Source organism: Halovivax cerinus, assembly GCF_024498195.1.
Lineage (GTDB): Archaea > Halobacteriota > Halobacteria > Halobacteriales > Natrialbaceae > Halovivax > Halovivax cerinus.
In genome coordinates this window covers 3,644,769-3,656,928 of the sequence record NZ_CP101824.1, presented here as the reverse complement: position 1 = coordinate 3,656,928, position 12,160 = coordinate 3,644,769, and the positions used below count along the sequence as shown (strand labels likewise).

Below are 12,160 nucleotides of genomic sequence, written 5' to 3'. Positions count from 1 at the left end.
ACGTCTCACCCCGCCACACGGAGGTGGGTTCAAGTACCCCCGGGACGAGCCGTCCACATGCACGAAGCCACGTTTCGTCTCGAACCTGCTGGTCCGTACGGGGAACCGACCGCCGGGACCGACACCACCGTCTCACTCTGGTGTAACGATCACGCGGACCTCGTGTCGATTCGGGGCGACCCGGCGGCCGTTCTCGCTGCGGTGGACGAGCGGGTCGGCGTCAGCGACCGAATCGACCGTGGCGATCGAACCCTGGCCGTCACCGCGGACTGCCTCGGCGAGGAGGGCGGCACCGTGGATCGCTCCCTCCGACGTCACGGCTGTCTCCTCGTTCCTCCGCTACGATACGAACGCGGCACCAAGCTCGTCCAAGTGCTCGCACTCGACCCGGACGACCTCACGGCACTCTACCGCGATCTGGTCGACGAGAGTTCGGTTACCGTCGAATCGAAGCACTCGTTCGACGAGCCGGATACAGGTGGAGACCGGGGACAGTCGCCGTTCGAAGCGAGGCCGTCGTTGTCACCGCGACAGCGGGAGGCGATCACGATCGCCCACGACCGCGGCTACTACGAGCGTCCACGGGAAGTTACTGTCCAGGTCGTTGGGGACGAACTTGGCGTCACTCGTCGCACAGCCGCGGAACACCTCCGACGCGCCGAAACGAAGGTGATCGACGCGTACGTCGACGATACACCCTGGTAGTCACAGTGTCGTTCTGGACCGCGTGACGCACGGGGTATCTACGCACCGCTACGGACGTCCCTGCTGTTCTCTGGAGGGTTTCGACTTCTCTCTCTCTCTCTCTCTCTCGAATCACGCGTCACGCATACACGCCTCTCACTAACGTTCGAGACGCTCACGGCTCGCCTCGCTCGCCGTTCGCAAAACCGAGAGACTCACTACCGTTCGTCTCTCGCATGCGAGGGTTGGGATTCGAACCACCTCCAGACGTTCGCTCACTTCGTTCGCGCTGCGACTGGCATGATTCGAATCCCGCGTCACGCAGACACGCCTCTCACTAACGTTCGAGGCGGTATGCGAGGGTTGGGATTCGAACCCAAGGACCCCTACGGGAGCGGGTCTTAAGCCCACCGCCGTTGGCCTGGCTTGGCTACCCTCGCACGAATGCAACTGATGATTGCTGGGGGGAGTGGATGTGCGTTTCGGTGTTCGACAGAGCGGGTGCGTTGCTGCGGGCGGTCTTTTGGTGGAGATTTTGCGAGCGGAGCGAGCGGATGCGAGTGAAGCGCAGCAAAAGGTCCCGGCGTGGTAAGCCCACCGCCGTTGGCCTGGCTTGGCTACCCTCGCACGAATGCAACTGATGATTGCTGGGGGGAGTGGATGTGCGTTTCGGTGTTCGGCAGAGCGGGTGCGTTGCTGCGGGCGGTCTTTTGGTGGAGAATTTGCCAGCGGAGCGAGCGGAGCGCAGTTACCGGTGCCAGCGATGTGACTCGTTGTCGAACGGTGAAAGAGAAAACGTCGGTGAAGCGGACCCCCATCAGCTTCACCGACCCCCCATCCCTGACTCTCGTCAGGTACCTCCGTCTATGGACTACGAGGTTATTAATATTTCCATTCCCATTAGAACTCTTACAGGTAAGTGGCGTTCCGGTTCCACAGAACTGCATGGAGGAAGTCCACGCCTTCAGACGTGTGCGGAATCCGTCCCGGCCGACCATGGGTGTGAGTACGGCCGATGGCGCCTCGCGAGTACTATCGGTACGATGGAGTTTCGGCGGTGCTCGCGTCCGTGCTGGGGCGTGGCCCGTCGAGAACGAATCGTCGGAGTGGACGGCGAGTTACCGATCGAGGGTGACGGATTCGATCTCGACGTCCTCGACCGGCTGGTCGTTGGCGTCGACGTCGACCGAACCGATATCGCGAACGACGTCCATGCCGTCGGTGACCTCGCCGAAGACGGCGTGGCGGTCGTCCAGGTGCGGTTGGGCGTCGAGCGTGATGAAGAACTGCGAACCGTTCGTGTTGGGCCCGGAGTTGGCCATCGAGAGTTTTCCGGGACCGTCGTGGCGGAGGTCGTCGTGGAACTCGTCGTCGAACTGGTAGCCGGGTCCGCCGCGGCCGGTGCCAGTCGGGTCACCACCCTGGATCATGAACCCCTCGATGACACGGTGGAAGGGGACACCGGCGTACAGCGAGTCGCCGCGGGTTTCGCCGGATTCGGGATCGGCCCAGGTCGTGGTATCCGGAGCGGGATCGTCGTCCGCCGCCGGATCGTGTTCGGCCAGGTTCAGAAAGTTCTCCACGGTTCGTGGGGCCCGCTCTTCGTACAGCTCGATCTCGATGTCGCCCTCACTCGTGTGCAGGGTTGCCGTTGGGTTTCCCATGTCCGCGCCGACGGGACGGGCGGTGAAAACGGTGGTGATTCGACGAATCCGCGAGTCGCCCACCCGCGGCGTCGAACGTGGTCACCAGCCGTACGACTCGTGGACGGCGAGCCCCTCCTCGAGCAGAACGGGACCGACGACGTCGGTTCGATCACCCAGGACGTCCGCCGCACGGACGGAGGGCGTCCCCCCGGTGAGGCCGGCGAGGTCGTCGGCGCCGACGCTGTAGACGACGCGGGCGAACCCTGTAGTGGCCATCCCGCCGGCACACATCGGACACGGTTCCGTGCTGGTGTACATGACCGTCTCCGCGCGTTCCTCGGGAGTCATCTCGCGCGCTGCGAGGTGGGCGAGGTGCAGTTCCGGGTGGCGGCGGATGTCGTCCTCGGAAACGACACGATTCGAATCGGTCAGCACGACCTCGTCGTCGCGGACGAGGACGCTTCCGAACGGCTCGTCGCCCCGGGCCGCCGCCTCGCGGGCGAGATCGAACGTGCGTCGCATGTGCGATTCGTGGTCGAACGACTCGAACGATGATCCACTCACGTGTAGCGGACGTTGGCGGGACGCACGGAAGTAGGCACCGTCCAGGTCGCTGTCCGACGGCTGACGTCGAACGCGCGCGGGCAGGCGTGTTCTCGCAGTGACGCGTTCCACTACGTACATACGGCCGACCGTGGAACTCCACCCATGGTCGCAGAGTTTCACGCTGCGGACCGACGGACGCTGGCGACGCTCCCCTCGGGGGTCGACGTCGCGACGACGATCCACACGTACGACGGCGGGACGGCCGGGCCCACCCTGTACGTTCAGGCGGCCCAGCACGGTAGAGAGGTGAACGGCACGGCCGTCCTCAAACGGTTTCACGACAGGCTCTCCGGTGAACTCGCCGGTCGAATCGTCGCCGTTCCCGTGGCCGATCCGCTCACGTTCGATCGGGTGTCGTACACGACCCCCGAGGTCATCGACAGCGTCAACCCGAACATGAACCGGGTGTGGCCCGGGGACGAGAACGGCTCGCTTCACCAGCGCATGGCGGCCACGCTCTGGGAGCACGTCGAGACGGCGGACGCCATCGTCGACCTCCACACCGGCAGTCCCGACATGTACCCGCACGTGGTCTATCTCGAGGGGAGCCACGAATCGCGTGCACTCGCAGAGGCGTTCGGCACCGATCTGTTGCTGGCCGAAACGGCCGGCGAGGACGCCCCCGACGAGTGGCACCGCCGCGGATTCGCGGGGAAACTTCGTGTCGTTGCCGATCGCGAGGGGATCCCCGCCATCACCCCCGAACTCGCCCACAGCCGGCAACTCCAGGAGGACCCGATCGAGCTGGGTGTCGAGGGACTCTTCGCTGTCTGTCGCACCCTGGGAATGCTGGAGGGCACCGTCACCGATCGTGAGCAGACAGTCGCGCGCAACCATCTTGGGCAGGTGACTGCATCGGCGTCGGGACTCTTCCGACCGAAGCCCGCTCTCGAACTCGGGAGCGTGATGCCCGCCGGTACGGCGCTTGGCACGGTTTACGATCCCACGACCTACGAGACGCTCCAGAACGTCACGACCGACCGGGCGGGTATCCTGTACGCACTCACCCGGGACGCGACCGTCAACGCGGGGGACAAACTCGCGAGCGTCGCTATCGTGCGAGACGAATGAGGCCTGGTTCGTGGGCGGTGAGTGACCCGAGGCCGGGTCCGTGGGCAGGGAGTGACCCTACGGTCCGGAACCGATCACGTGGCCTCGTCCGGCCAGGCCATGATGGACGAGAATCCGCCCGGCGGGATGGGCCCGTCGAGCAGGGGATCGTCGGTCTCGACCATCCAGTCGTGTAGGCGGGCGGCGAGTTCACGACGCCGGTCGTCGTATCGCGGTTCGTCCGCCACGTTGTCCATCTCCGTCGGTCCCTCCCGGAGGTCGTAGAGTTCTTCGAACGGACGAAGCGGGACGGCCTCCGCTTCACGGACTTCGCGGCCGGCTTCGCTCGCGAAGACGTCCCGCGGGAGGTAGACGTGGTGCAGGTACCAGAAATTTCGAATGTACTTGAAGCGCTCGGTCCGGATGGCGCGGATCGGATTGTACATGTCGTGCCAGGTCATCTCGGCGTGGATCTCCTCGCGCGCCTCGTACGGATCGCCGGCGAGGAGCGGCGCGAAACTTCGCCCGTTCAGATCGGCCGGAACCGGGACGTCGAGGACGTCGAGCAGCGTCGGGAGCACGTCGACGTTGCTTACGAGTTCCTCGACCCGCCGGCCCCCGCTGGCACGGTCGGGATGTGAAACGATCAGGGCGGCCTCGATGCCCGGGTTGTAACAGGTCCCTTTCGCGCGCGGGAACGCGATTCCGTGTTCGGTGGTGAAGACGACGAGCGTCTCGTCGACGAGGCCGGTCTCGGTGAGACAGGCCCGAATGCGGCCGATCGCGTCGTCGATCGCGTACACCATCCCGTGCATCTCCGCGAGGTCCTGTCTGATGCCGCGGCGGTCAGGGAGATACGGGAGGGGCGTGACGTCGTCCGGTTCGTCAGCCTCGTACAGATCGTGTTGGAACCCGTACCGCCCGTTCGCCTCCTCGACGCGGTGTACCTCGAAGAACCCAACGGAGGCGAAAAACGGCGCGTCGAACGCCCCCTTCTCGAGGAACGTGGTGACGACGTCGGTGACGTTCTTCGCCCGGTTGACCTGGTGGACGCTGGGGGAGACCCCCGGATACAGGTTCCCCTCGGAGTGGACGTACTCGTACCCGAGGCGGTCCGTATCCTGCGTGATGTGCTGCAAGCCGAAGAGGTGCGTCTCGTAGCCGTCCGCCGCCAGGTACTGCGGGAGGATCTGTTCGTCGTCGTGGAGCTCCCAGTGTCCGTGCGCGAGTCCCATCAACCCGTTCACGTGGGGGTACCGGCCGGTCATCAGGCTCCCGCGGCTCGGCGAACACTGCGGAGCCGTCCCGAAGTGGCGCTCGAAGCAGATCCCGTCGTCGGCCAGCGCGTCGATATTCGGTGTCTCGACGTCGGCGCCGTAACAGCCCAGGTACCGACCGAGGTCGTGACAGTGTATCAGGAGGACGTTCGGCTTCGACGCGGACATAGGGACGTGACACCGACAGCCGACAAAACGTTTGGCCGGGCTCTCGGCGTGCGAGATAGTCGACCCTCGATCCGTCACGAACAGACGGACCGATCACGAACCCCATCGGACGGACACGCTCCCAGCCACCGATGGACTATCTTACACGAACCGTCGAACGTCCGCCGCGACGTCCGGTGGCGTCTGGTCGGCGTCGTTCGGAACGCCGTCGAACCAGCCTGCCGTCCAGTCCTCGGCGCCGGTCACGTTCGACAGGTCCGGGTCGGACTCGACGGGTGCGGCGCGAAACAGGATCGTGTGCGTGGTCGCTTTCACGCCGTCCTCGCCCGCCACCTCGTGTTCGACGCGGCGGACGAGGATCGGTTCCTCGACGACGATGTCGACGCCTTCGCCGGTACACCAGTCCTCTATCGAACTGTGGGCGCCGGTGATCCAGTCGCCGTCCGCCACGGCGGCCCACGGGAGGCCCGCGAACGCGGCGTCTTCGTTCACGAACAGGCAAACGTCTCCCGCGCCGTTCGTTACGCCGACGACGGCGACATCGTGGCCGTGGGATTCGAAGTGGTCGCGATCCTCGTGGACGGTCGTCGTTTCCTCGAATTCGACGTCGGCCCGTTCGCGAAGCGAGTCGGGGTCGATCGATCGGGTTCCGTTCGATTCCGCTTCGTCGTGTCGTGGGTATTCATCACTCATCGTGTACGGTGTCTCTCACGCATCGGTCGTTTCGTCGCCCGTGATCGTTCGAACGGTCCAGCTGCCGTCGGCCGGGACGATCGCGGTCGCCTCGAGTTCGATCTCGCCGCCCGACGGATCGTTGCCACCGGTCGACGCGCTACCCGTCGGTTCGCTATCGGTCGCGGCCGACTCGCCGGACGGGACGGCGATCATGCAACTCGCCGGGAACTGCGGGTAGTCGAAGAACTCAGCACGGACTTCGTGGATCGCGCCGCGAGTGGCCGAGTCGAGGACGGTGTCGTCGACGTACCAGCGGAGTCTGACGATATCGGCCATCGATCCGTCGAGATCACCGAGGATCTTCTCGATCAGTCCGAGCAGTTCGCGTGTCTGTACGCGGGCGGTCCCGTCGGGATAGACGAGACCGTTGATCTCGACGCGCGTGCAATCCGGGTGGTGCGTCGCGACGGCCAGCGAACACTGTGGTCCGTCAAGTTCGCCAGCTTCGACGTGGCCCTGGGCGGGGGCGATGACTGTCTTTTGCATGTGGATCACGGATCCCGCGTCGTCTCTCACACCGCTTCGCGGTCGCCCGCGAACCGAGTTCGCTCCGTCGAAGACCGTTTCGCGGCCGAGACGAACGCCGGAGCAACGGCTACGGTGAAGTGATAAAAAAGCGCACCGATTTGCTTCCGAGGTTTACTCTCATGTAACAATTTGGTTCGTGGGGTTATAATGGTTTCGACTGTTTCCGTCGACTGCGTGAGACCAAACGGGACGGAGGGGACGAAGCCATTCGCCGTCGTACAAAATTCTATTTTATGTTACGGTAAATTTATTCGAGATGGTGTCGCCACATCGGGTGGCATATGCCTACAAGTCCGTCCGATACGACGACTGACGAATCGACGCACAGCTCGACGACACGACGGCGACTGCTGACCGGAACGGTCGGCGCAAGCGCGGCACTGACAGGGGTCGGTCTACTGAGCGGCGTCGCGGCCGCCCACTTCCCGACACAACTCGATTTCGACGTCCAGCCGGACAACGAAGACGACGTCATCGACGTCGACGAGGACGAAACCGTCCCTGTCGCGGTCTACCCCGTCGAGTACCTGGATGGAGACGGTGAGCGAACCCAGTTCGATCCGACCGCCGAACCCGTCCGCTATCGCTTCGGCTCGCGCTTCGAGCTTGCAGACGGCGGCGGTACACGGCCGGTCGACGACGGCGAATCGGTCACCGTCGAGACCGACGACGGCGAGGAGCGAGACGCCCTCATGCTAGAGTTCCCTGTCGACGGAACCGGGCTCGAAGGCGGTGAGGAAGCCGTCTGGCTCTACTGGGAGCGCGACGATTCCGGCAATCACGGTCTCTCCGGGGTCGACCCCGTCAGGGTCTACCCGTCGATTCCACTCGACGGGGATCTACTCGACTTCCTCAGACGATTCCTGTGCCGGGACGATCCACGGTAGACCGACGGCGTCTGCCGGGGCCGTGATCCCGTCGACGCGACGGTGACGACGAGTCGACACTGCACGGGTGGTATTGACGGTGAGTTCGGTCGGCTGCGCCGATCGGCAATCCCGACCCATACGACGCTGGCGCTCCTTCGACCTTCGTTCGAGGACGCGTCAGTTCACCTGTGATCACTTGATGGGCGCACCGTTCGTCGCGTGCTTCGACTGCCACGCGGGGTGACGGTCACTCGACGAGCAGGTCGGCCAGCGACCCCGCTGATTCGGTCAGGTGCGACGTCGTCGCCGACGCCGTCTCCAGTCGGTCCGTGATCGTTCCGTACAGGCTCACGACGTCGGGCGATCCCGTCTCGTCGTGCCAGGCGGAGACGGCTTGGATCCTCGTTCCACAGGCCGGACACGCCGCTTCGCTGGTGACGGGTTCGAGGCAGACCTGGCAGGCCCCATCGACGGCCACGGCCGTCTCGGCGAGTACCAGTGCCGTCCGAAGGAGCCGCTGCAACTCGACCCCCTTCGAGAGGACCGTCTCGAACGTCGCCACGACGGTCGCATCGACGCCAGTTTCGTCCGACAGCACGTGGGTGTCCACTGTGACGGGTGCTACGTGCGCCGACGGGTCCGTCGGTTCGAGCGCGGCAGCGTCGACGCCGGCCGCCACGAGGTGTCGGTCCACGATTGCGAGACGGAGGGCGCTCGCCTGTCGACGGTCGTGGTACGTCCGCCGTTCGCCCGCACTGTCGATTCCGCCCGTCGTCTCCGTGGAGAGGGACGCGACGTCGGCGACGGCACGGCCCTGCGTCTTCGTGACGGCGCGGAGGAAGTCGAGTATCCCTGCGGTCCGGTCCTCGTCGAGGTGCGTTCGCCACTCGGGCACGCCTCCACGGAGGAGCGCCGCGCAGTCCGGACAGACGATCACCGTCTCCGCGTCGATTCCTCGTGTCCCGAGGTCCCAGGTGGCGTCCTCGTGGCTCGTTTCGGGAGGAAGCACCGTCTCGCAGTTGAGACAGCGGCGGTCACCGCCCGCGGACGGATCGACGGACTCGGTCACGACCGGTCCAAGCCATGGTACGACGAAAAACGTTCGGGTCCGCTCGAACGGCGGGTGCTACTCCGTTCGAGGTGGCGCGATCGAACTCGGGTTCGATCGACGAAATCCGCACAGTAGCGTGCCGTCGATCACTCAGAACAGTGTGCCGTCGTCCACTCAGAACCGCGTGACGTCGACCGGTCGGTCGAACGAGGCGTACTCGATCGACGCCGCCCGTTCGACCGGTACGTCGTACCGGGCGAGGAAGCCCCGTATCCCGCTCGCCCCGCCGAAGTCGCCCCGATACCGCTTGAAGAGGCGTGGAACGGTGATAGCGCGGCGATTCGGGTCGTGAGTGACCGTCTCCGCAAGGTGCCACTCGGTCGCGACGTCGAGTTCCTCGTCGACCTCGGCCGGCGAAAAGATCGTCACGGGTGGCGAGTGGTCGTCGGCGCTCGAAAGCGCGAAGTGGATACGCGGGTCACACTCGGGCAGTCGAAAGCGACGTTCGAACCGTGACGGAAACACCCGCGGAACGTAGCCCCTTCCCCACCGAGCGCGGGAGTGACGGAGCATCCCGTCCCGGATGTCGGTGAGACGCAGTTGGGTGCCAGCCACCTCGACCCGATCGCGAGCGAAGACCGACCACCGATCGTACCGCGAGCCGCGAAACCGGCCGCCACGGTCTTCGATGATGAGCTGGACGGACGCGTTGAAGACGTTGAGCCAGAACGCGAGGCGATGTCGCCGACTCGAGAGCGCCCACTCCAGGTGTCCGGGGTCGAGTCGGGCGAGTTGCGATCTGAGTGACGCCGATTCGCCGTCCGTCTTCACCGAGTACAGCAGGTCGGCGGAGACGGCGAGCGGATCGATCTGCGTCGACATCCGGGCACTCTTCACCGTCTGAGGTATTGAAGCCGCCCTGTGAGCGACCGAGACTCTCGGCTCCGGGCGGGAATAACGCGTTGGGTACACGATCGTTTCGCGGCGACACTTCCGATCGACCGACTGTTTCGGCGCGTACGGCCGTCGTGAACCCGGTCGGCTTGGTGGGGCTTTACGCCGGTCCGTGGTGTGGACTGCGTCGGTGTCACCCGGTGAACCGCGCGACCGGAACCCTGCTGGCGCTCATCGGCGCACTCTCGCTCCTCTCCGTACTGTTGATCCTCCCGTTCGTCCAGTACGTCCTGTTCGCGATCCTCCTCGCGTACGTACTGCGACCGCTACAGGGGCCGCTCCAGGGACGAACGTCGCCTGCGATCGCGGCACTGTCGCTCGTGGTACTGGCGATCGCACTCTTCGTCGTCCCGATCGCCGTGATCGTCGCGCTCGTCGCAGAGGAGGCCGTCGCGTTCGCGAGCGACGTCGACCCGTCCGCTGAACAACTTCAGGACGTAGAGCGCCTGATCGCCGACGTGACGGGATACCAGGTCGATCTGGCTTCCCGGGCCGCGGACGTCGCTGCCCGGATCGGCGACCTGTTGCTCGGTCAGACGACCGAGATCTTCGCCCAGATCACGCACACGGTGATCGGTCTCGGCACCGCTCTGTTCTTGCTGTACTACTTCCTCAAGGACGGCCACCGCCTCGTCGCCTGGTTACGCGACGTGACGCCGCTGCCCCCGGACCTGCAGGATCGACTGTTCGACCAGATCGACGACGTGATGCGCGCCGTCCTGCTCGGCCACGTGTTCATCGCGTTCGTCCAGGGGCTGCTGGCCGGGCTCGGGCTCCTCGCGACCGGCGTTCCCAACGCCGCGTTCTGGACGGTGGTGATGATGATCCTCGCGCTCGTTCCGCTCGTCGGGGCGTTCCTGGTCTGGGGGCCTGCCGTCGTCTACCTGTACGCGATCGGTGATCCGTACCTCTCCGGGGGCCTCTTTCTCTACAGCGCGATCGTCGTGAGCATTTCGGACGACTACCTCCGTCCGATCGTCGTGGATCGGTACGCCCGTCTCAGCCCGGCCGTCATCATCCTCGGGGTCCTCGGTGGTGCGTACGCGTTCGGCATCATGGGCCTGTTCTACGGACCGGTCGTCCTCGGTGCGCTCCTCACGGCGGTCGACGTCCTCGACGAGTACTGGGACCGACAGGCCAGTCCGTTCGATCGCCACTGATACTCACGGGCGAGCTGAAGCGTTCCCGAACGAACGCGGATCGACTGGGAAACGTCGGGCTTTTGGCCCGGCGGAACGCACGTACGCCCGATCATGGCCCGGTACCACATCGAGACGTACGGCTGTACGTCCAATCGGGGAGAGAGCCGCCAGATCGAGCGGCGCCTCCGCGACGCGGGCCACCACCGGGTCGACGGCGTCGACGAGGCCGACGTGGCCATCCTCAACACGTGTACGGTCGTCGAAAAGACCGAGCGAAACATGCTCCGGCGTGCCACGGAGCTGGCTGAGGAGACGGCGGACCTCTACGTCACCGGCTGCATGGCGCTCGCACAGGGTGAGGAGTTCGCGGCCGCGGGTATCGACGCCGACGTCCTCCACTGGGACGAGGTGCCCGAGGCGGTCACCAACGGCGAGTGTCCCACGACGACGCCCGACGCGGAGCCGATTCTGGACGGCGTCGTGGGTATCCTCCCGATCGCTCGCGGTTGCATGTCCGACTGCTCGTACTGCATCACCAAGCACGCCACCGGCAAGATCGACTCGCCGCCGATCGAGGAGAACGTCGCGAAGGCCCGGGCGCTGATCCACGCCGGCGCGAAGGAGCTTCGTATCACCGGACAGGACACCGGCGTCTACGGCTGGGAGGACGGCGAACGGAAACTACACCGGCTTCTCGATCGCATCTGCGACATCGAGGGAGACTTTCGGGTTCGCGTCGGGATGGCCAATCCGAAGGGTGTCCACGGCATCCGGGAGGAACTCGCCGCCGTCTTCGCCGAACACGAGAAGCTCTACGACTTCCTGCACGCTCCCGTCCAGTCGGGCAGCGACGACGTCCTCGGCGACATGCGTCGACAGCACCAGGTCTCGGAGTACGTCGAGGTGGTCGAAACGTTCGACGAGGCCCTGGAGTACTGGACGCTCTCGACGGACTTCATCGTCGGCTTCCCAACCGAAACCGCTCACGATCACGCCCAGTCGATGGCGCTGCTGCGCGAGACCCGTCCCGAGAAGATCAACGTCACGCGCTTTTCGAAGCGCCCGGGAACCGACGCGGCCGACATGACGGGCCTCGGAGGTACGATCAAGAAGGAGCGCTCGACGGAGATGAGCGAGGTCAAGCGTGAGATCGTCCGCGAATCCTACGCCGACTTGGTTGGCGAGACGCGCGAGGACGTCCTCGTCGTCGAGGAGGGGACCGGCGACTCGGTGAAGTGTCGCGACTCGGCCTACCGCCAGCTCATCGTCCGGAACGCGAGCGAGCACGGGATCGAACCCGGCGACTTCGTCGATCTCGAGGTGACCGCCAGCGAGACGATGTACGCGTTCGCCGAGCCGCGGTGACGATATCGCCGCTGGGATCGCCGGATCGACACGTACCGGCGAACGCTGGAACGGGGCCCGTCGACCTCGGTCGCTCCACCGAGAC

General features: G+C 65.3%; 12 protein-coding genes and 1 tRNA gene. 5 read left to right on the top strand and 8 right to left on the bottom strand.

Annotation, left to right across the window (positions count from 1 at the left end; genetic code table 11):
* The first annotated feature begins 57 nt into the window (after positions 1 to 57).
* The gene (locus tag NO366_RS17400; protein WP_256532053.1) at positions 58 to 705 is read left to right on the top strand and encodes a helix-turn-helix domain-containing protein; all 648 of its coding nucleotides are present in this window, start codon (positions 58 to 60) and stop codon (positions 703 to 705) included.
* 334 nt (positions 706 to 1,039) lie between these two features.
* On the opposite strand, the gene NO366_RS17395 is transcribed toward NO366_RS17400, so the two are convergent.
* From NO366_RS17395 to NO366_RS17385, 3 genes are all read right to left on the bottom strand, one after another.
* Positions 1,040 to 1,124: transfer RNA gene (locus NO366_RS17395), tRNA-Leu, on the bottom strand.
* A gap of 678 nt (positions 1,125 to 1,802) precedes the next feature.
* Positions 1,803 to 2,348 (bottom strand): peptidylprolyl isomerase, encoded by a 546-nt coding sequence (locus NO366_RS17390; protein ID WP_256532052.1) that lies wholly within the window; start codon positions 2,346 to 2,348, stop codon positions 1,803 to 1,805.
* Between the two features lie 81 nt (positions 2,349 to 2,429).
* Positions 2,430 to 2,894: a nucleoside deaminase gene (locus tag NO366_RS17385; RefSeq protein WP_256532051.1), complete on the bottom strand. Its 465-nt coding sequence runs from the start codon at positions 2,892 to 2,894 to the stop codon at positions 2,430 to 2,432.
* 144 nt (positions 2,895 to 3,038) lie between these two features.
* On the opposite strand from NO366_RS17385, the gene NO366_RS17380 reads away from it, so the two are divergent.
* Positions 3,039 to 4,007, top strand: a complete 969-nt coding sequence (locus NO366_RS17380) for a succinylglutamate desuccinylase/aspartoacylase family protein (protein WP_256532050.1) — start codon at positions 3,039 to 3,041, stop codon at positions 4,005 to 4,007.
* 74 nt (positions 4,008 to 4,081) lie between these two features.
* On the opposite strand, the gene NO366_RS17375 is transcribed toward NO366_RS17380, so the two are convergent.
* From NO366_RS17375 to NO366_RS17365, 3 genes are all read right to left on the bottom strand, one after another.
* Positions 4,082 to 5,431 (bottom strand): sulfatase family protein, encoded by a 1,350-nt coding sequence (locus tag NO366_RS17375; RefSeq protein ID WP_256532049.1) that lies wholly within the window; start codon positions 5,429 to 5,431, stop codon positions 4,082 to 4,084.
* Between the two features lie 141 nt (positions 5,432 to 5,572).
* Positions 5,573 to 6,124, bottom strand: coding sequence for a hypothetical protein (locus NO366_RS17370; protein WP_256532048.1), 552 nt, complete (start codon positions 6,122 to 6,124; stop codon positions 5,573 to 5,575).
* A gap of 15 nt (positions 6,125 to 6,139) precedes the next feature.
* Positions 6,140 to 6,682 carry a RidA family protein gene (locus tag NO366_RS17365; protein ID WP_256532047.1) on the bottom strand — a complete coding sequence of 181 codons (543 nt, stop codon included), beginning with the start codon at positions 6,680 to 6,682 and terminating at the stop codon, positions 6,140 to 6,142.
* Positions 6,683 to 6,975: 293 nt separating this feature from the next.
* Between NO366_RS17365 and NO366_RS17360 the strand changes: the two genes are divergently transcribed.
* Complete coding sequence (locus NO366_RS17360; protein WP_256532046.1) at positions 6,976 to 7,581, top strand: hypothetical protein; 606 nt, start codon at positions 6,976 to 6,978, stop codon at positions 7,579 to 7,581.
* A gap of 229 nt (positions 7,582 to 7,810) precedes the next feature.
* Here NO366_RS17360 and NO366_RS17355 read toward each other — a convergent pair whose 3' ends face one another.
* Both NO366_RS17355 and NO366_RS17350 read right to left on the bottom strand, forming a co-directional pair.
* Positions 7,811 to 8,632 (bottom strand): hypothetical protein, encoded by an 822-nt coding sequence (locus tag NO366_RS17355; protein ID WP_256532045.1) that lies wholly within the window; start codon positions 8,630 to 8,632, stop codon positions 7,811 to 7,813.
* 156 nt (positions 8,633 to 8,788) lie between these two features.
* Positions 8,789 to 9,496, bottom strand: coding sequence for a DUF547 domain-containing protein (locus NO366_RS17350; protein ID WP_256532044.1), 708 nt, complete (start codon positions 9,494 to 9,496; stop codon positions 8,789 to 8,791).
* Positions 9,497 to 9,708: 212 nt separating this feature from the next.
* Between NO366_RS17350 and NO366_RS17345 the strand changes: the two genes are divergently transcribed.
* Positions 9,709 to 10,728: an AI-2E family transporter gene (locus NO366_RS17345; RefSeq protein ID WP_256532043.1), complete on the top strand. Its 1,020-nt coding sequence runs from the start codon at positions 9,709 to 9,711 to the stop codon at positions 10,726 to 10,728.
* 93 nt (positions 10,729 to 10,821) lie between these two features.
* Positions 10,822 to 12,075: a tRNA (N(6)-L-threonylcarbamoyladenosine(37)-C(2))-methylthiotransferase gene (locus tag NO366_RS17340; RefSeq protein ID WP_256532042.1), complete on the top strand. Its 1,254-nt coding sequence runs from the start codon at positions 10,822 to 10,824 to the stop codon at positions 12,073 to 12,075.
* Positions 12,076 to 12,160: the final 85 nt, after the last annotated feature.

What these genes read in the sequence shown, in the direction of transcription:
- NO366_RS17400 (WP_256532053.1), top strand. Translation starts at nt 58, where the DNA reads ATGCACGAAGCCACGTTTCGTCTCGAACCTGCTGGTCCGTACGGGGAA.
- NO366_RS17390 (WP_256532052.1), bottom strand. Translation starts at nt 2,348, where the DNA reads ATGGGAAACCCAACGGCAACCCTGCACACGAGTGAGGGCGACATCGAG.
- NO366_RS17380 (WP_256532050.1), top strand. Translation starts at nt 3,039, where the DNA reads ATGGTCGCAGAGTTTCACGCTGCGGACCGACGGACGCTGGCGACGCTC.
- NO366_RS17375 (WP_256532049.1), bottom strand. Translation starts at nt 5,431, where the DNA reads ATGTCCGCGTCGAAGCCGAACGTCCTCCTGATACACTGTCACGACCTC.
- NO366_RS17370 (WP_256532048.1), bottom strand. Translation starts at nt 6,124, where the DNA reads ATGAGTGATGAATACCCACGACACGACGAAGCGGAATCGAACGGAACC.
- NO366_RS17360 (WP_256532046.1), top strand. Translation starts at nt 6,976, where the DNA reads ATGCCTACAAGTCCGTCCGATACGACGACTGACGAATCGACGCACAGC.
- NO366_RS17350 (WP_256532044.1), bottom strand. Translation starts at nt 9,496, where the DNA reads ATGTCGACGCAGATCGATCCGCTCGCCGTCTCCGCCGACCTGCTGTAC.
- NO366_RS17340 (WP_256532042.1), top strand. Translation starts at nt 10,822, where the DNA reads ATGGCCCGGTACCACATCGAGACGTACGGCTGTACGTCCAATCGGGGA.